The sequence below is a fragment of the Paraburkholderia sejongensis genome (assembly GCF_020880815.1).
Classification (GTDB): domain Bacteria; phylum Pseudomonadota; class Gammaproteobacteria; order Burkholderiales; family Burkholderiaceae; genus Paraburkholderia; species Paraburkholderia sejongensis.
On record NZ_JAJITD010000001.1, the window covers coordinates 695227 to 712859 of the forward strand.

General features: G+C 66.9%; 14 protein-coding genes. 7 read left to right on the top strand and 7 right to left on the bottom strand.

Annotation, left to right across the window (positions count from 1 at the left end; translation table 11 throughout):
* Positions 1-46: 46 nt before the first annotated feature.
* Positions 47-931, top strand: coding sequence for a LysR substrate-binding domain-containing protein (locus LJ656_RS02910; protein WP_230507759.1), 885 nt, complete (start codon positions 47-49; stop codon positions 929-931).
* Positions 932-1192: 261 nt separating this feature from the next.
* Here LJ656_RS02910 and LJ656_RS02915 read toward each other — a convergent pair whose 3' ends face one another.
* Entirely contained in the window at positions 1193-1939 is a 747-nt protein-coding gene (locus LJ656_RS02915) for a glucose 1-dehydrogenase (protein WP_230507760.1), read from the bottom strand.
* Between the two features lie 848 nt (positions 1940-2787).
* On the opposite strand from LJ656_RS02915, the gene LJ656_RS02920 reads away from it, so the two are divergent.
* Together LJ656_RS02920 and LJ656_RS02925 are read left to right on the top strand one after the other, a co-directional pair.
* The gene (locus LJ656_RS02920; RefSeq protein ID WP_230507761.1) at positions 2788-3699 is read left to right on the top strand and encodes a LysR family transcriptional regulator; all 912 of its coding nucleotides are present in this window, start codon (positions 2788-2790) and stop codon (positions 3697-3699) included.
* Between the two features lie 113 nt (positions 3700-3812).
* Positions 3813-4715, top strand: a complete 903-nt coding sequence (locus LJ656_RS02925) for a LysR family transcriptional regulator (RefSeq protein ID WP_230507762.1) — start codon at positions 3813-3815, stop codon at positions 4713-4715.
* A gap of 138 nt (positions 4716-4853) precedes the next feature.
* Here the strand turns inward: LJ656_RS02925 and LJ656_RS02930 are convergent, their stop codons facing one another.
* From LJ656_RS02930 to LJ656_RS02940, 3 genes are all read right to left on the bottom strand, one after another.
* Positions 4854-5525, bottom strand: coding sequence for a DUF799 domain-containing protein (locus tag LJ656_RS02930; protein WP_230507763.1), 672 nt, complete (start codon positions 5523-5525; stop codon positions 4854-4856).
* 10 nt (positions 5526-5535) lie between these two features.
* Positions 5536-5904, bottom strand: coding sequence for a DUF4810 domain-containing protein (locus tag LJ656_RS02935; RefSeq protein ID WP_230507764.1), 369 nt, complete (start codon positions 5902-5904; stop codon positions 5536-5538).
* Between the two features lie 81 nt (positions 5905-5985).
* A complete protein-coding gene (locus LJ656_RS02940; protein ID WP_230507765.1) occupies positions 5986-6663 on the bottom strand; it encodes a CsgG/HfaB family protein in 678 nt (225 codons plus the stop codon).
* Positions 6664-7273: 610 nt separating this feature from the next.
* Here LJ656_RS02940 and LJ656_RS02945 point away from each other — a divergent pair.
* Positions 7274-8626 carry a TAXI family TRAP transporter solute-binding subunit gene (locus tag LJ656_RS02945; RefSeq protein WP_230507766.1) on the top strand — a complete coding sequence of 451 codons (1353 nt, stop codon included), beginning with the start codon at positions 7274-7276 and terminating at the stop codon, positions 8624-8626.
* 26 nt (positions 8627-8652) lie between these two features.
* Here the strand turns inward: LJ656_RS02945 and LJ656_RS02950 are convergent, their stop codons facing one another.
* The 3 genes from LJ656_RS02950 to LJ656_RS02960 all read right to left on the bottom strand — a co-directional run bounded on the left by LJ656_RS02950 (position 8653) and on the right by LJ656_RS02960 (position 11719).
* A complete protein-coding gene (locus LJ656_RS02950; protein ID WP_230507767.1) occupies positions 8653-9600 on the bottom strand; it encodes a ProQ/FinO family protein in 948 nt (315 codons plus the stop codon).
* Between the two features lie 95 nt (positions 9601-9695).
* Positions 9696-11060 (bottom strand): ATP-binding protein, encoded by a 1365-nt coding sequence (locus LJ656_RS02955; RefSeq protein WP_230507768.1) that lies wholly within the window; start codon positions 11058-11060, stop codon positions 9696-9698.
* A complete protein-coding gene (locus tag LJ656_RS02960; protein ID WP_230507769.1) occupies positions 11057-11719 on the bottom strand; it encodes a response regulator in 663 nt (220 codons plus the stop codon). The genes LJ656_RS02955 and LJ656_RS02960 overlap by 4 nt, the downstream gene beginning before the upstream one ends.
* Before the next feature lie 296 nt (positions 11720-12015).
* On the opposite strand from LJ656_RS02960, the gene LJ656_RS02965 reads away from it, so the two are divergent.
* The 3 genes from LJ656_RS02965 to LJ656_RS02975 are packed head-to-tail and all read left to right on the top strand — an operon-like array spanning position 12016 to position 17619.
* On the top strand, positions 12016-13449 hold the full coding sequence (locus LJ656_RS02965) for a TolC family protein (RefSeq protein ID WP_230507770.1): 1434 nt from the start codon (positions 12016-12018) through the stop codon (positions 13447-13449).
* A complete protein-coding gene (locus LJ656_RS02970; protein WP_230507771.1) occupies positions 13439-14563 on the top strand; it encodes an efflux RND transporter periplasmic adaptor subunit in 1125 nt (374 codons plus the stop codon). Before LJ656_RS02965 ends, LJ656_RS02970 begins: the two co-directional genes overlap by 11 nt.
* On the top strand, positions 14560-17619 hold the full coding sequence (locus LJ656_RS02975) for an efflux RND transporter permease subunit (protein WP_230507772.1): 3060 nt from the start codon (positions 14560-14562) through the stop codon (positions 17617-17619). Before LJ656_RS02970 ends, LJ656_RS02975 begins: the two co-directional genes overlap by 4 nt.
* Positions 17620-17633: the final 14 nt, after the last annotated feature.

The following is a 17633-nucleotide window of genomic DNA, read 5'->3' on the forward strand; positions in this document are numbered from 1 at the left end:
TGCCGATATCGTAAAAACTTATCCCTCTCTAAACCACGAGGCACAGGTGCAATACGCGCAATTGCGGGCCTTTCATGCGGTCGCGGAACACGGCGGTTTTTCGAAGGCGGCGCAGGCGTTGTCGCTGACCCAGCCGGCGGTGTCCGATCATGTGCGGCGGCTCGAACAGGATTACGGCGTCAAGCTGTTCGAGCGCGGACCGCGTGGCGTCGAGACCACCGAACTGGGGCTGCGCCTGTTCAGCGTCACGCGTCAGATGCGCAGCTGCGAGCGCGACGCACGCCAGTTGCTCGAATCGGCGGGCGGACTCGAATCCGGCTCGCTGTCGCTGGCGGCCGACGCGCCCGATCTCGCGGTCGCGCTGATCGGCGCGTTCCGGCGGCGTCATCCGGGCATCGTCGTGACGTTGTCGATTGCGAACGCGGCCGAGTGCATGCAGCGGGTGCTGTCGAGCGCGGTCGATGCGGCGATCACCGCCGCGCCGCAGGTGCATAGCCGGCTCGATGCACGGGTGCTGCGGCGCGAGCCGCTGGTCGCGATGGTGCCGGCCAGTTCGCCGGCCGCGAAAAAACGCCGTCTCAGCTATGCAGAACTCGTCAGACAGCCGATGATTTTCCGCGAGCCGCAATCGGTCACGCAGCAACTGCTCGAAATCGAGCTGGTGCGCGCGTCATTGCAGGTCGAGCCGGTGCTGTACGTGGACGGTCGCGAGGCGCTGGAAGAAGCGGTCGCGCAAGGGATGGGGGTCGGCGTGATCGCGCGCGCGGAGTTCAAGGAGTCGCGGCGCATCCGCATGGTGCCGCTGCGGGACTGCCAGGTGCAGATGATCGAATCGCTGACGCGGCTCGCCGAGCGGCCGGGATCGAATCTGCTCGATGCGCTGTTTGCGGTGGCGAGCGAAAGTCTGGATGGCGATGAGGAGCTGCTATAGCACGGTATTGCGTGGGCGGTGGCCGCGCTTCGAGCTCCAATTCGGGGCTCCAATTGGGGGCTCGAATTCCGGGCTTCAATTCTGAGCTGTAATTCCGGGCTTCAAATAAAGCAGCACCGCAGCCTCGTCACGCGGCGGAGCGTGCACGTTACCCGGACCAAGCGCGCCGGATAACCGGCGCGGCCTTTCATCCCCTGGCCGCGCCGCCCAACTTTCATCGGGCCCGACGGCCGCGCCACCGCGACCGTCCAGTCCCTTCGCTTAACGCGAGCCGCCGCTCGCGATCAGGCTTTCTCCGGTCAACCAGCGCGCGTCATCCGATGCGAGGAAGGCCACCACATCCGCGATATCGTCCGGCTTGCCGATGCGCCCGAGCGGCGTCGTGCTGACCGCCCACGTTTCGAAGTCCGAACCGATCACGCCCGCGCTATGGGTGCCTTCGGTTTCGACCATGCCCGGATTGACCGAATTGACGCGGATCTTGCGCGGGCCGAGTTCTTTCGCGAGCACGCCGGTGATCGCATCGACCGCACCCTTGGTCGCCGTGTAGACCGCGGTGGTCGCCGGCGTGATGCGGCTCACCACCGAGCTGATGTTGACGATGCTGCCGCCTTCGCCCAGATGCTTGACGGCCGCCTGGGTCACCAGCAACAGTCCGAGCACGTTGACGTCGAAATGTTTATGGAAATGCGCTTCGGTGATGTCCTCGATCGCCGCGAACTCGTAGACGCCCGAGTTGTTGACGAGAATGTCGAGCCGGCCATACGTTTCGACCGCGGCGTCAACGATACCCTTCGCGTCCGCCGCTTTCGACACGTCGCCGCCGACCGCGACCGCATTGCCGCCGGCCGCGACGATGTCGGCGACCACCTTGTCGGCGCCGGCCCGGCTCGACGCGTAGTTGACCACCACCGATGCGCCCTGCGCCGCCAATGCCTTCGCAATCGCCGCACCGATGCCCTTCGATGCACCCGTTACAACCGCTACCTTGCCTGTGAGCTTGCTCATGATCGTGTCCTCAAATAGGGTTCGCGCCGGCGTGCCTCGCGGGAAGTCGCGGGGATCACACGCCGCTGAAGCTGGAGATGCAGTGGCGCTGTCACTGGACACAATGTAGTGTTGCGGGCGTGGGCGATAAAGCGGCTGGCGGCGAATTGATCGGCCGGTTGCGGCGAACAATCGATGCGGAGCCAGTTGACTCGAGTGGTTTACGAATGGCTTGCGGGCGCTGGTTCCGAAGTGGCATCACGCACACCAACGCAACAGCGCGGAGGTCGGGCGCAAGGGCTTGCAGCATGCAATAAAAAGGACGCCCGTGGGCGCGAGCGAAGCGCTGAAAGCGGCCACCTCCGTCGCCACAGGCCCCACCCGACTGCCCCATCCGACCTCACTGCCTGAGCAGCAGCGCAAGCTGCAAAGCCAGGCTCGCCAGCACCGCGAGCGCGCCAACCGTATCCAGCACCACGGACCACACGATTCTCTCCTCCGATATGCGCGGCCAACCCGCCTTAGTTAAACGAAGGCATGCGCGATCAATTGAATCCCCAAGCCCGGCAGACAGGCAAAAAACCAGCGCCGGAAAACGATCGCGCTGATTCGTCCGCGCACGCGTTGGCCGAGGCACATGCCGGCTTGTCGCCCACACAAGCCGCGGCGATAAGCCTGCTTGACACGGGATGCCGGCGATTGTGCTGTGCGCTCCGGCGCTTCACAATGCGTAAGATACGTAGCGTGACTTAGTTTCAGCCTAATGCACAATCGCGCTTCGGCGTGACAGCGGCGGCCCGATCGACGCCTGCGCACGATCCCGGCACGCCCTCACGTGCGCACCCGCGCCAACCCGACCGTCCAATCCCATGCGCTTCGACCTCATCGACCTGCGGCTCTTCCTGCACATTCTCGACACCGGCAGCATCACGCATGGCGCGACGCGCGCGAACATGTCGCTGCCGTCGGCCAGCGCGCGGCTGCGCGGGATGGAGGACGCGCTCGGCATGCCGCTGCTCGAACGCGGCCGGCGCGGCGTCGAGTCGACGCCGACCGGCGACACGCTCGCGCATCACGCGCGTCTCGTGCTCGGCCAGATCGACCGGATGCAGGGCGAGCTCGGCGAGCATCAGCAGGGCCGCCGCGCGTGCATCCGCCTGTGGACCAACACCGCGGCGCTGACCGAATTCCTGCCGTCGGCGATCGGCGCGTTTCTGCGCGATCACCCGAACGTGCAGATCGATCTGAAGGAGCGCCAGAGCAGCGAGACCGTGAAGGCGGTGCTGACCGGCGCGGCCGAACTCGGCATCGTCTCCGATGCGGTCGAGCACGGCGCGTTGCAGACGCTGCCGTTCGCGATCGACCGGATGGTGCTGGTCACGAGCCGCGACGACCCGCTTGCCGGCCGCCGCCGTGTCGCGCTCGCGGACCTTGGCACGCGCGAGTTCATCGGCCTCGCCGCCGACAGCGCGCTGCACACCTACCTCGGAGAGCGCGCGCTGCTGGCCGGCCAGGCGCTCAGCTATCGCGCGAACGTGCGCACTTTCGACGGCATCTGCCGGATGGTCGAACAGGGTGCGGGCATCGGCATCGTGCCGGCCACCGCGGCGCGGCGCTATCGCGGCACGCCGGGCATCCGCACGATCGAACTGAGCGACCCGTGGGCAACGCGCCGTCTGCTGATCTGCATGCGCGAGCTGCAGACAATGCAGAGAGCCGAAAAAGCGCTGGTCCGGCATCTGACCCAGGGCCGCCCGGGTCTGTCGGGAACCGGCTCGTAGCCAAGCTGTTGCTATCATTCGATGCCTTCGCGCACAGCCGGACCGCGATACACGCAATACAGTCAACGCACGCGACACGCGCACGACAAGACGACCAGACCTCAGGGGCATGCATGGAATTTCGCCAACTTCGCTACTTCATCGCGGTCGCCGAGGAAATGAACATCACACGGGCGGCCAATCGCCTGCATATGACGCAGCCGCCGCTGTCGCGGCAGATCCAGCAAATCGAGGAAAGCGTCGGCCTGCCGCTGTTCGAGCGCGGCTCGCGGCCGTTGCGGCTCACCGAGGCCGGGCGGATTTTCTATACGCAGGCGAAACGTCTGATCGATGAAGCCGACGAGCTCGCGCCGCTCACGCGCCGGCTAGCGCAACTGGCCGAGCGGATCGTGATCGGCTTCGTGCCGTCGACGCTATACGGCGCGTTGCCGGCGGTGATCCGCGCGTTCCGCGAGGCCGCGCCGCATATCGAGCTGTCGCTGATCGAGATGTTCACGATCGAGCAGCTGGCCGCGCTCAAAGGCGGCCGTATCGACGTCGGCTTCGGGCGGCTGCGTTTCGACGACGCGCAGCTCGCGCGCGAAGTGCTGGTCGAGGAACCGATGATCGCCGCGCTGCCGCAGGACCATCCGCTCGCACGCCAGAAAAAGCCGCTGACGCTCGCGGCGCTCGCCGAGGAAACGCTGATCGTCTATCCGAGCACGCCGCGGCCGAGTTACGCGGACCAGCAGATTTCGGCGCTGCACGACCAGGCGCTCGAACCGAAAGCGATTCACGAAGTGCGGGAATTGCAAACCGCGCTGGGTCTGGTCGCCGCGCAAGTGGGCGTGTGTCTGGTGCCGCAAAGTGTCGAGGGTTTGCGCGCGCATGGCGTCGCGTACCGGCAGATTCCGTCGGCGAACGCGGCCTCGCCGATCATCATGAGTCGACGGCTGCAGGACGAGTCGCCGGCGACGACGCTGATGTGTTCGCTCGCGCGGCAACTATTCAAACGGACCGAGCCGGCGAGCCGCTGAAGCCGTGAGCGGTTGCACGAGCGCGCGGATCAACGGCTCAGCGCTCCACCAACCGGACCGCTAACGAAACAAAAAACCCGGCACCATGCTGCGTGCCGGGTTTCCTTCAATCGTGCAACGGGCTGCTTGCCGCGCCGCTCAGTCCGTGCCGAACTTCGGCGAGCGCGGGCCATACAACAGCCCATCGGGCGGGCCGGCTCCCAGCAGCCGCTCGCTGGTCAGGCCGGCGACAGCGTGGCTCTCGTCCGACAGCGAATGCGCAACCTGCTTGACCGCCGCCTGCACCAGCGCGCCGATTACGCCGCCCGCATTGACCGAGACGCCGCCGAGTTCCTTGCCGCTGGCGGTGGCCGTTTTCTGCCACAGCACGTCGCCGCTTTTCAGATCGACCAGCTTTGCCGACGCGGACACCACCGTATTCGAGTCGACCACGCGATAGACCGAACCGTACTGCGTGATCTTCGAAAACAGCACCGCGTCCGCACCGAAAATCTCGCGCAGCCTGGCCGGCGACACCTGTTCGATATCGGCCGGCGCGGACAGACCGTTCTGCTTGAAGGTCTTCTCCATCAGCGCGACCGGAATCACGTAGTAGCCGGCTTCGGCGAGCGGCTTGGTCATTTGCGACAGCGTGCCCTCCGACGCCTTCACGTCGGTCGTGTCGTTGAGCGGCGGCAACACCAGAATCGAGCGCGGCTGCGCCTGTTTGAACGCGGTGTAATCGACGTGACGCGGCTGCGTCGCGCACGCGGCGAACAGACCAAGGATCGACAGCGCCGCGACGAGCTTCAGGGAAATCAGTTTCAGCATGGCGTGGCTCTCAAGGTTGGGCGGACTTCTTCTTCAGCAGGAAGTCCATGTAGGTCGACGACTCCGGAAACAGCTGCCGCTCGGCGACGAACTGCTGCTCGGCCTGCTGGCCCTTGCCGACGCTCGCGTACAGCATGCCCAGATGCGCATGGAAACCGGGCGGCGGCGTCGCGCCCTTCGCGGTGATCGTTTGCAGCGCTTTTTCGAGCGCGTCGATCTGCTGCTCGGGACTCGACTGTCCCTTGAAGTATTCGTAGACCTGCGGCTGATAGCCGTCCCATCGATAAAGCGACACGGGCTGTTGCGCCGCGCAGCCGCCGAGCAACGCGGCGAGCGCGACGAGCGGCAGCCACGCGCGGTTCGTGAGGGTGAGTTTCATTGGCGAAAACGTGATCGGTTTTTTATCCGCTGCGGCGTGGCAGCGCGTGTGGATCGAGCTCGCGCAGTGCGTGCCGCGTGTTTAGCGCGCCGCGTTCAACGCGCCCGCGTCGACCTGCTCGACCAGATGATTGACCGCTTCCTGGATCGCCAGATCGAGCACCTTGCCGTTGAGCGTCGAGTCGTAACTCGCGGTGCCGCCGAAGCCGATCACTTCGCGGTTCGACAGGCTGAACTCGCCCGCGCCCTGGCTCGACAGCACCACCTGCGAAGTGGTCGTATCGACGATGTTCAGGCTCACCTTCGCGTACGCGATCTGGTTCTTGCCGCGCCCGAGGATGCCGAACAGCTGCTGGTCGCCGACTTCCTTGCGGCCGAACTCGGTGACGTCGCCGGTCACGACGAAGCGCGCGCCCTTCAGGTTCTGCGGCTGGTTCAGCAGCGCGGCTTCCTGCTTGATCTCGGCGAGGTTGTCGCGATCGAGCACGTTAAAGCGCTGGCTCTGCTGCAAACGCGTGACGAGGATCGTTTTCGCCTGGCTGCCGAGACGGTCGACGTTGTCCGAGAACAGCCCGCGCATATAGCTCGAGCGATTATCGAATTTGCCGAGTGCGATTGCGACCGGCTTGCCCGCATACGGGGTGTGCGCGCTGGCGACTACCGGCACCGGCAAAGTCTGCGACGATTCGGTTGCGCAACCGCTCAATGCGCCGGCAATAACCGCCAGCACCAGCACCCTTGATCTGGTAGATGTTTTCAACGGAGAAATCCCACAAATAAATCGAAATTTGAATAGCTTTTCGATCGGGCCGCATTCGTTGCGCAATGGATCGAATCGCGCTTTAAGTATTGCCGCGCTGACGCGCGCAGGCTCGAGCGCCCCTGGACGAGCGGTGGCCCGTGCGTGGGGCCGGTGCAGATGAATGGCTTGCGTGCGGCGTCGCGAATCAATACCGGGCTAGACCATAGCCGAAATGGAGCCGATTAACTGTCACGCTTTGCAAAATCCGATGCGGATCGACAACGCTTTAATAAAATAAGCTTCGTCCGATTGCTTTTTGATTATTTAAATTAAATCACGCTCATTCCCGCGCCAACTCGATTCTATGGCGTCGGCCTAAATACGCTTGGGATACCCTTTGGATTCGTTGCAGTCCGGCGCGCGCATTATCCGGCCAATTGCCGCGCGGCATTGCCGAGTGCATCGATCGATACCGCGACACCGCCGGGCGACGCGAGCGCATTGCCGGCCGCGACGCAAACCCCGCGCGAGCGCCGGTCAATAGAGCAAACTGCCGACGGCAAAGCCGCCGCGCGCAGGCGACAATGCCGCAACCCGGCCGCAATCCGGCTTTCGCCACGGAGTTTCCATGAACGCGCAGCGCCCACGTCCTCCGCACTTTTCCGGCGAGCATACGCGCGCCGAATGGCGCGACCACGTGCTGCCCTATATCGTCACCGCGCTGCTGATCGCGCTGGTCGTCGTGCTGATCGTGTGGATCGTCAATCCGGCGCCGCCGGGCACGCTGACGATCAGCGCGGGTCCGCGCGACAGCTCGTTCGCGGCCGCCGCGCAGCAGTATCGAAAGATCCTCGCGCGTCACGGCATCCAACTGAACGTGCTCGAATCCGACGGCTCGGTACAGAACCTGCAACGCCTGCTCGATCCCAAACAGCAGGTCGATATCGCGCTGGTGCAAGGCGGCGCCGCGGCGGGTCTCGACACGTCGTCGCTGATGTCGCTCGGCAGCGTGTTCTACGTGCCGGTCGTGGTGTTCTTTCGCGGCAGCGAGCTCACCGAACTGGGACAACTCGAAGGCAAACGGATCGCGGTCGGCCGCGAAGGCAGCGGCACCCGCCTGCTGGCGCTGCAACTGCTGGCGGCCAACGGCATCGAGGCCGGCGGCACGACCACGCTGGTGCCGACCGACGGCCTGCAGGCGGCCACCCAGCTGGTCGCCGGCGATGTCGACGCGGCGATCCTCAGCGGCGACTCGACCACGCGCGACCTGATGCTGCGGCTGCTGCGCGTGCCGGGAATCGGTGTGATGAATTTCGACGAAGCGAGCGCCTATACGCGCCTCTTTCCATTCCTCGACCAGATCGACCTGCCGTCGGGCGTGCTCGATCTGAAGCGGCGCATTCCGCCCGACACCGTGCATCTGATCAGCCCGACCGTCGAACTGGTCGCGCGCCGCACGCTGCATCCGGCGATCTCCGATCTGCTGATCGAGGCGGCGCAGGAAGTGCATGGCACCGCCGGACTATTGCAGCGCGCCGGCCAGTTTCCGAATCCGGTCGCGCACGAATACCAGATCAGCGAAGACGCGCAGCGCTACTATCGGACCGGCAAGAGTTTTCTGTACCGGACGCTGCCGTTCTGGCTCGCCAGCATCGGCGACCGCACCCTCGTGCTGCTGTTGCCGGTCGCCGTGCTGCTGGTGCCGGCGATGCGGGTGATTCCGGCGCTGTATCGGTGGCGGGTACGCTCGCGGATCTATCGCTATTACGGCTCGCTGATCGCGATCGAACGGCATGCGCTGGCCGGCGCCACCGACGACGAGCGCACCGACCTGCTCGCGCGGCTCGACGAGATCGAGCTGGCGCTGAACCGGTTACGGATGCCGCTCGCCTACGCGGATGCGTTCTATGTGTTGCGCGAACATGTGGGATTCGTGCGCAACCGGCTGTCGGCTGCGCGACCCGTCGCGGCCTCGTATTGAGGCCGCGCGGGTTCAGGCTGGGGAACTCAGGCCTGGGAGGGAGTGGATGCGGACGCGTTGGTCGCGGCGCCGGACTGCGGATGAGCCGGCGGATTGGCTGCGTTGTCCGTGTCGCCGCTGGTTGCGTCGTTAGCGGATTGCGGTACGGCCGGCGTGGCCGGTGCGGCCTGTCCAGCGTCAGCCTGCGGGCTTGCCGGTTCGGCGGCTGCCGCGTTGGCATCGGCTTGCGGTTCCGTTTGTGCGTCACCAGTTGCCACCGCGCCGTGCGCTGCCGCATCGCCGGCAGCCGGTGCAACGGCAGCAGCCGGCGCCGCTTCGGCAGCCTTCTGCGCGCCCTTCGCCGCGCGATGCGCGAGCAGGCGCTGCGCGCCCGCCGCTTCCTGGGCGGTGACCTGGCCGGCTTCGACACCGTTCAGATCGACGCGCGCCGCGCCTTCGACGAGGCTCTTCCAGTAACGCCCGCCGCGGCACCACGTCTTGATCGCGTCGCGCAGCTCGGCTTCGCTCAGCGACAGCTCTTTCGCGTGCGCGACGATATCTTCGAAGATGCCGATCTTCAGCGGCAGCTTCGGCGCCGGATTCTTCGGGAAGGCTACCGGGAAACGTTTTTGCAGACGGCCGATGGAGCGCACGACCGGATCGACCGGTTTCGCGTCGGCCGCCGGCGCCGCGCTTGCCGCGCCACGCTGTTGCTGCCGATGTGCCGGGCGCGCGCCCGGCTTGCCGTCCGGACGGCCGCCGGTTTTCGCAGCCGGCTTGCCGGCCGGTTTTGCGGCGGCGCGCTCACCGGACCTGGCAGCCGGTTTCGCGGCGGCATTGGCAGCAGGATTCGAGCCAGCCTGGGCGGCCGGCTTGTCAGCGGACTTCGAAGCAGGCCGTCCGCCCGATTTGCGCTCGGACTTACCGCCGGATTCGGCGGCGGCCCGCGCGGCGGCCAGTTGCTTCTTCAGTTCAGCGAGTTGTTCGAAACCCATAGTGCACAACCAATCTGTCGATTCGTAAAGACGCGATTGTAGCAGCGTGCGCCAATCCGCTCGTGACAACCCATAGCTAAATAAAGTAAGTCCGCCTAGCCGGCGGCGGCCACCGGCGCGTCCGCCGCCGGCGCGCGCAGCCCGCTCACGCTGACCCGCAAACCGGGCGCGCCGACGTTGTTGCGCAGCGACAGCGCGAGCTGATGGCGCTCGGCGATCCGCGCGACGATCGCCAGACCCAGCCCGCTGCCCTCGCCCTTCGCGCCGCCGCCACGATAGAAGCGGTCGAACACGCGTTCCAGCTCCGTCTCCTCGATGCCCGAACCGCTATCGACCACTTCGATTCCGATCCGCTCGCCGTCGCGCGTGAGCACCACATCGACGCGACCGCCGGGCGGCGTATGACGGATCGCGTTGTTGATCAGGTTTCCTAATAGCACGCCGAGCGCGTGGGGTTCGGCGAGCACCGTATAGGCATCGGACGGTCCTTGCTCCTGCTCGCATTCGAGGCCAAGATCGATTTCGCGCAGCTCCGCGAGCAGCGACAGATCGCTGACCGCCTGCTCGCCGATCCGGCGCAGGCTGACCGGCACCATCGACGTCACCGGCTGCGCATCCTCGCGCGCGAGCGTCAGCAGTTGCTGCACCAGATGGATGATCCGGTTCACGCGCTGTTCGAGCCGCTCCAGCGTTTGACGTTCGCCCTTGAGTGAGCCGTCGCGCGAGGCCGCCTGCAGTTGGAGCTTCAGCGCCGCGAGCGGCGAGCGCAGTTCGTGCGCGGCATCGGCGATAAAGGTGCGCTGCGCGTGCGACGCGCTCGACAGGCGCTGCAGCAGATCGTTCAGCGCCTCGACCAGCGGCCGGATCTCGACCGGCACCGTGCCGTCGAGCCGCAGCGGTTCGAGCGAATCGATCGTGCGCGTCGCGAGCGCGCGCGACAGTCCGCCGATCGGCGCGAGCCCGCGCGCGACCACCAGCAGCACCAGCATGATCGTCACCGGCAGCAGCACGCCGAGTGGCCACATCGTATGCAACGCCAGATGCAGCGCGAGATCCTCGCGCACCGACACCGGCTGCGCGACCTGCACGTAGCGGTCCGCGTGCGCGACGCCGAAGGTGCGCCAGTGGGAGTCGCCGTCGCGCACCGTGTTGAAACCCGGCGGCAGCCGCTCGAACACCGGCGCCTGCCCGGAGTGATAGATCGGCGTGCCCGCGCGGTCCCAGATCTGGATGAGGATGCGGTCGTCGGCGAGATCGCCGAGATCGGGGCTATGCGTTTCGCCGTCGCCCGCGCCGCTCAGGTTCGCCGGTAGCGACAGCGCGACGGTGCGCAACTCGTAGTCGAACAACTCGCTCGCTTCGCGCCGCGCGGTATGAAAAATCGCGTAGGCCGCGATCACCGAGGCCACGGCCATGCCGAAAATCAGCCAGCCGAGCAGCCAGCGGCGAATCGACGTCATCCGCACCTCTTGAGCCGGTAGCCGACCCCGCGCACGGTCACGACCTGCTCCGCGCCGATCTTGCGGCGCAGGCTGTGCACGTGCACTTCGATCGTATTGCTGCCGACTTCCTCGCCCCAGCCATACAGCTTCTCTTCCAGTTCGGTCTTCGTGAACACCCGCGTCGGCTCTTCGATCAGCGCCTGCAGCAGCGCGAATTCGCGCGGCACCAGCGCGACCGGCGCGCCGTTTAGCGTGACTTCGTGAGCGGCCGGATCGAGTGCCAGTTCGCCGTGCGTGTAGACCGGCTGCTTCTGGCCGGTGCGCCGGCGCAGCAGCGCGCGAATCCGCGCGGCCAGTTCGTCGAGATCGAACGGCTTGACGAGGTAGTCGTCGGCGCCGGCGTCGAGGCCGCGAATGCGTTCGTCGATCGCGTCGCGCGCGGTCAGGATGATGACCGGCGCGGCGCCGCCGTTGCGGCGGTAGGCGTTCAGCACGTCGATGCCGTCTTTCTTCGGCAGGCCCAGATCGAGCAGCACGAGATCGTACACGTCGTTATCCAGCGACAGCTCCGCCGCGCGGCCATCTTCGGCCCAGTCGATCGCATAGCCGGCGCGGCGCATCGCGCCGAGCACCGATTCGGCGATCATCTCGTCGTCTTCGACCAACAGCAGGCGCATGGCCTCTCCTTCGTGCAGTATTGCGCCGAATTATCGAATCGGGCAGCTTAACGAATCCTTAGCGGACCCCGGACACCCGGCGGTTCTCACAATCGCGTCGCGTCGCGCTTCGCATTAAGCCTGTCTTAAGCGCCTCCTACGCAGAATCGCTTCCGGTTGCGAGGCTTGCATGCGCATTCGCGCGCGGCCCGCGCCATGTTCTCCAGCGCGCTTGTCCCGCCCTGTTGCGACGGGCTTCTGGCGCGGTTTCACCTTTATACAGGAGTCGGATTTTGCCTGTTTTCCAAGCCGTTGCAATGGCTGCGTCAAGGCGTCGGTGCGCGGTGCCGGGCGCGCTGCGTCTGCGCGCGCTGCTGCCTTTATGCGCGCTGCTGTTCGGCGGATGCGCGATGTATCACCGCGAACCGCTCGCGCCTGACGACACCTCGACCTCGATGCGTTCACTCGAACGGCTGCGCATCGATCCGGCGACGATGCCGCTGCCCGAGTTGGCCGCGCATCGCTTCGATCCCGCCGACGGCCTCGACAGCGACGAACTCGCGATGCTCGCGGTGGCCAACAACCCGGAGCTGAAGCTGGCCCGCGACGATCTCGGCATCGCCCGCGCGCAGGCTTATTCGGCGGGCCTGCTGCCCGATCCCCAACTGAGCGTGTCGAGCGATTATCCGGGCGCGGCCGGTACCACGCGCGCGTTCAACTACGGTTTGAGCATCGACGTGATGGCGATCGTGCTGCGCAGCGCGAACCGGCAGTCCGCCGACGCCACCGTCGCGAAAACCGATCTGGGTCTGCTGTGGCAGGAATGGCAGGTGGTCGCGCAAGCGCGCCAGCTATTCATCAGGACGCGCTTCCAGCAGCACACGCTGCCGCTGCTGCAACAGCAACGTGATCTCGCGCGCACGCGTTACGAACGGATGGCAGCGGCGCGCGCGCAAGGCAATCTGAGCGACGACACCCTGAGCGCCGCTTTGCTCGCCTATAGCGACGCGCGCAAGCAATACGACGAAGCCGACCGCGCGGCCGCGCAAACCCGTCACGAGCTGAACGCGCTGCTCGGCCTCGCCCCCGACGTGCGCGTGCGCTTGCAGGGCGACGAGCAGGACGAATCCGCCGATCCCGCCGCGCTGACCGACAGCACCGTCGACACGGCGCTCGCCCAACTCGCCCGCCGCCGTCCCGACCTGATCGCGTTACAGGCCGGCTACGAGGCGCAGGAGCAGAAATATCGGGCGGCGATTCTGAGCCAGTTCCCGAGTCTGTCGGTCGGCTTCGTGCGCGCGCGCGATACCTCGAACATCTACACCAGCGGCTTCCAGATCAATCTGAGTTTGCCGATTTTCAACCGCAACCAGGGCAACGTGGCGATCGAGAAAGCGACGCGCCAGCGGCTGCGCGACGAGTACCAGACGCGTCTGAATCAGGCGTACGCGGACGTCGCGCGACTGCGCGAGGACAGCGCGATCCTCGCGCGCCAGTTGCAACAGATCGAAGCGGCGTTGCCCGGGCTCGAGCGCACCGCACGCGCGAGCGCCACGGCGTACGCCGAGCACAACCTCACGCTCGGCGCGTACACCGACGCGCAAAGCGCCGCGCTCGGCAAACGCATCGACGCCGCGACGCTGCGCGAGTCGCTCGCCGAACAGCGCGTCGGCCTGCAGGCGCTGCTCGGCAGCGCGATCCCCGACGCTTTCTCTTCCGCTCAGACGTTCATCGACACTCATGCGAAATAGCCTGTTTCAGCCGCGCCGGCGCGCGCCGCGCACGCTGCTGGTCGCCGCCGCGCTCGCCGGCGCGGCCATCCTCGCCGCTTATGGCCACCGCGCACGCGCCGCCGCCGATACCGCCGCAGCCAACCCGCCGCCCTCGGTCGCCGTGCAAACCGTGCGCGCGCTGCGCGGGGAAATCGCGCAACCGGTGCGCGGCGTCGGCATCGTCGCCGCGGCCGCGTCGAACCTGACGACGATCAACCTGCCCTACGCCGCGCGCGTCGTGCAGATGCGCGTACAGGCCGGCCAAAGCGTCAAACGCGGCGCGCCGCTGTGCGTCGTGCAGGCGGACCCGGCCGCGGTGCTGGCGGCAAGCCAGGCGCGCAGCGCGCTGACGCTCGCGCAAGGCGAGCTCGCGCGCACCCGGTCGCTGTACGACCAGGGCCTCGCGACCCAATCGCAACTGGCGAGCGCCCACAAGGCCGCCGACGATGCCCGCGACGCCCTCGCCGCGCAAAACCAGAGCGGCGTCGCGAGCGGCAGCAAAACCGTCACCGCGCCGTTCGACGGCGTGGTGCTGCAATTGTCGGCCGCGCAAGGCGAGCAGTTGCAGGCCGGCGCGCCGATCCTGCAACTGGCCGGGAGCGGCGCCAATGCGCGCACCAACGTGACGCTCGGCGTCGAGCCCAGCGACGCCGCCGCGCTCCATCCGGGCGATACCCTGACGCTGCGCGGCCTGTCCGCCGCGCTCGCGCGGACCCCGCTCGAAGGCCGCGTGGTGCTGGTCGGCGCGGCGATCGATCAGTCATCCCAACTAGTCGAGGTCGGCGCGAGCGTGCCGCTCGCGCACACGCCGTTCATTCCGGGCACGCGCGTCGCCGCCGAGATCGCGACGCGCCGCGGCATCCACTGGATCGTGCCGCGCGCGGCGGTGCTCAAGGACAGCCAGGGCGCCTACCTGTTCCAGGTCACCGCGCAACACAGCGCGCGGCGCGTGCCGGTGACGATCGCGGTCGAAAATGGCGAGCGCTATGGTGTCGACGGCGCGCTCGATCCCGCGCTCGGCGTCGTCACCAGCGGCAACTACGAACTGACCGACAAGATGGCGGTGCGCAGCGGCGGAGACAGCGCGCGATGAACTTCGGCCAATGGATGCAGACGCACCGCCGCTCGTTGCTGTTCGTGATCGCGCTGCTGGCGCTCGCGGGCGTGCTGAGCGCGTTCCGGCTGCCGATCTCGCTGTTTCCGAACGTCGCGTTTCCGCGCGCGGTGATCTCGCTCGACGCGGGCGATCGCCCCGCCGAACAGATGGCGACGCTCGTCACCACACCGGTCGAAGAAGCGCTGCGGCGCGTGCCGAACGTGCGCGACGTGCAGTCGACGAGCAGTCGCGGCGCGGCCGAAATCTCGCTGAATTTCGACTGGGGCACCGACATGGCGCAGGCCACCTTGCAAGCGCAGTCGGCGCTCAGCGAGATTCTCGCGACGCTGCCGCCCGGCACGACGATGCAGGTGCGGCGCATGGACCCTACCGTGTTTCCGGTGCTCGCCTACAGCCTCACGTCGACGCGCCAATCGCTGTCGGCGCTGCGCGAACTCGCGCAGTTCCAGATGCGTCCGCTGCTGTCGTCGGTCGAAGGGGTCGCGCGCGTCGAGGTGACCGGCGGCGCGCAGGACGAGTTCGAGGTAGCGGTCGACCCCGCGCGCCTTGCCGGCTACCGGCTCTCGCTCGCCGATGTCGCGAAGGCGATCGGGGCGAGCAATGTGTTGCTGGCGAACGGCCGCATCGAGGATCACGACAAGCTGTATCTGGTGGTCAGCAAGTCGACGCTCACGCAGCTCGACGAGCTGCGCAACGTCGTCGTGTCGACGCCCGGCACGTCGAAACCGACGCAGGTCCGGCTCGGCGACGTCGCAACTGTCAGCCAGGGCGTGGTGCCGCAATGGATTCGCGTGAGCGCCGACGGTCAGGACGCGGTGCTGCTCAACGTGTACCAGCAGCCCGGCGCGAACAGCGTCGCGATGGCGCGCGCGATCCGCGCGAAGCTCGCCGCGTTCCAGCCGCAATTGCCGGCCGGCGTGAGCCTGTCGAACTGGTACGACCAGAGCGAGCTGGTGATCGCGTCGGCCACCAGCGTGCGCGACGCGATCATGATCGGCGTCGTGCTCGCCGCGCTGACACTGTTCGTATTCCTGCGCAACTGGAAGATCACCGCGCTCGCGGTCGCGCTGGTGCCGGTCGTGATGGCCGCGACGATCCTGCTCCTCGACGTGTTCGGGATGGGCTTTAACATCATGACGCTGGGCGGGATGGCGGCCGCGGTCGGCCTCGTGATCGACGATGCGATCGTGATGATCGAGCACATCGTGCGGCGCATGCGCGAAGCGGGCTCCCGCGCGTTCCACGGCCGCGTGATGGCCGCCGCGCTCGAATTCACCCGGCCGCTCGCGGGTTCGTCGGCGGCGACGCTGATCATCTTCGTGCCGCTCGCGTTTCTGTCCGGCGTGACCGGCGCGTTTTTCAAGGCGCTGTCGGTGACGATGGCGAGCGCGCTGTTCATTTCGTTTCTGGTCACGTGGCTCGCCGTGCCGATCCTGTGCGACCGCTGGCTCACGCCCGCGGACGCCGAAGAGCATAGCGAAACCCGCTTCGCCGCGTGGCTGAACCGGCGCTATGCGCGCGCGGTCGGGCGCGTGATCGAGCGGCCGGCGCTGGTGCTGGTCGGCCTGCTGCCGCTCGTCGTGGTGGCCGCGTTCGCGTTCACGCGGGTCGGCAGCGGCTTCATGCCGCGCATGGACGAAGGCGGCTTCGTGCTCGACTATCACACCCGGCCGGGCACCTCGATGACCGAAACGGACCGGCTGATGCGGCAGATCGAGCAGATTATCCGCGCGAATCCGAACGTGGAGACCTATTCGCGCCGCACCGGCGCGGGTCTCGGCGGCGACCTGAACGAACCGAATAAGGGCGACTTCTTCGTGCGCCTGAAGTCCGGCCGGCGCGAACCGATCGACACCGTGATGGAGGAAATCCGCGCGCAGATCGACAGCCAGGTGCCGGGTGTCAGCATCGAACTCGCGCAACTGATGGAAGACCTGATCGGCGATCTGACCGCGGTGCCACAGCCGGTGCAGATCAGGATCTTTTCGGACGACCCGAACACGCTCGACACCACCGCGCGCAACGTGGCCGCGCGACTCGGCAAGATTGCCGGCATCGTCGACGTGAACGACGGCATCAATCCGGCCGGCGACGCGCTCGAACTGCATATCCTGCCGGCCGCCGCGGCCGCCGAGGGAATGGACCCGCAGGCGATCGCGCAGGCGGTCACCGACCTGCTCGAAGGCAATGTCGCGACGCAGTTCCAGCGCGGCCCGAAAACGATCGGCGTGCGAGTGCGGGTCGACGGCGCGCGCCATCTGACCGACACGCAGCTCGGCGAGCTACGGATTCGCGCGCCGGACGGCCATCTGTTTGCGCTGAAGCGGGTCGCAGAGCCGCTTACGGTCACCGGTCAGGCCGAGATCAGCCGCTCGAACCTGAAGCGGATGGTCGCGGTGACCGCGCGCATCGACGGCCGCGATCTCGGCTCGACGATCGCCGACGTACAGAAGGCGCTCGGCGAGCCCGCGCTGCTGCCGGCCGGGGTCTACTACGAGCTCGGCGGCCTGTATCAGCAACAGCAGATCGCCTTCAAGGGACTGCTCACCGTATTCGGCGCGGCAATCGCGCTGGTGTTCGGGCTGCTGCTGTTTCTGTACGAACGGCTGCGCGTCGCGCTCGCGGTGCTGGCGATGCCGCTCCTCGCCGCCGGCGCGGTGTTCATCGGCCTGTGGCTGACCGGCATCGAGCTGAACATCTCGGCGATGATGGGCATGACGATGATCATCGGGATCGTGACCGAGGTGGCGATTTTCTACGTGTCGGAATTGCAGGCGCTGGTACGCGACGAGGAGATGCCGTTGCATGAAGCGCTGCAGGCCGCCGGCCGCAATCGTCTGCGGCCGATCGCGATGACCACGATCGCTGCGATCCTCGCGCTGTTGCCGCTCGCGTTCGCGTTGGGGCAAGGCTCGGCGATGCAGCAGCCGCTCGCGATCGCGATCATTTCCGGGCTGATCGTGCAGTTGCCGCTGGTGCTGTTGCTGCTGCCGGTGTTGTTGAAACTGTTGCTGAAGCGGCAGGCGGTGTAACGCGCCACTCGTGC

Coding starts and splice junctions, on each gene's coding strand:
- LJ656_RS02975 (WP_230507772.1), top strand. CDS start 14,560: ATGAACTTCGGCCAATGGATGCAGACGCACCGCCGCTCGTTGCTGTTC.
- LJ656_RS02945 (WP_230507766.1), top strand. CDS start 7,274: ATGAACGCGCAGCGCCCACGTCCTCCGCACTTTTCCGGCGAGCATACG.
- LJ656_RS02960 (WP_230507769.1), bottom strand. CDS start 11,719: ATGCGCCTGCTGTTGGTCGAAGACGACGAGATGATCGCCGAATCGGTG.
- LJ656_RS02925 (WP_230507762.1), top strand. CDS start 3,813: ATGGAATTTCGCCAACTTCGCTACTTCATCGCGGTCGCCGAGGAAATG.
- LJ656_RS02965 (WP_230507770.1), top strand. CDS start 12,016: ATGGCTGCGTCAAGGCGTCGGTGCGCGGTGCCGGGCGCGCTGCGTCTG.
- LJ656_RS02935 (WP_230507764.1), bottom strand. CDS start 5,904: ATGAAACTCACCCTCACGAACCGCGCGTGGCTGCCGCTCGTCGCGCTC.
- LJ656_RS02920 (WP_230507761.1), top strand. CDS start 2,788: ATGCGCTTCGACCTCATCGACCTGCGGCTCTTCCTGCACATTCTCGAC.
- LJ656_RS02930 (WP_230507763.1), bottom strand. CDS start 5,525: ATGCTGAAACTGATTTCCCTGAAGCTCGTCGCGGCGCTGTCGATCCTT.
- LJ656_RS02970 (WP_230507771.1), top strand. CDS start 13,439: ATGCGAAATAGCCTGTTTCAGCCGCGCCGGCGCGCGCCGCGCACGCTG.
- LJ656_RS02915 (WP_230507760.1), bottom strand. CDS start 1,939: ATGAGCAAGCTCACAGGCAAGGTAGCGGTTGTAACGGGTGCATCGAAG.
- LJ656_RS02955 (WP_230507768.1), bottom strand. CDS start 11,060: ATGACGTCGATTCGCCGCTGGCTGCTCGGCTGGCTGATTTTCGGCATG.
- LJ656_RS02950 (WP_230507767.1), bottom strand. CDS start 9,600: ATGGGTTTCGAACAACTCGCTGAACTGAAGAAGCAACTGGCCGCCGCG.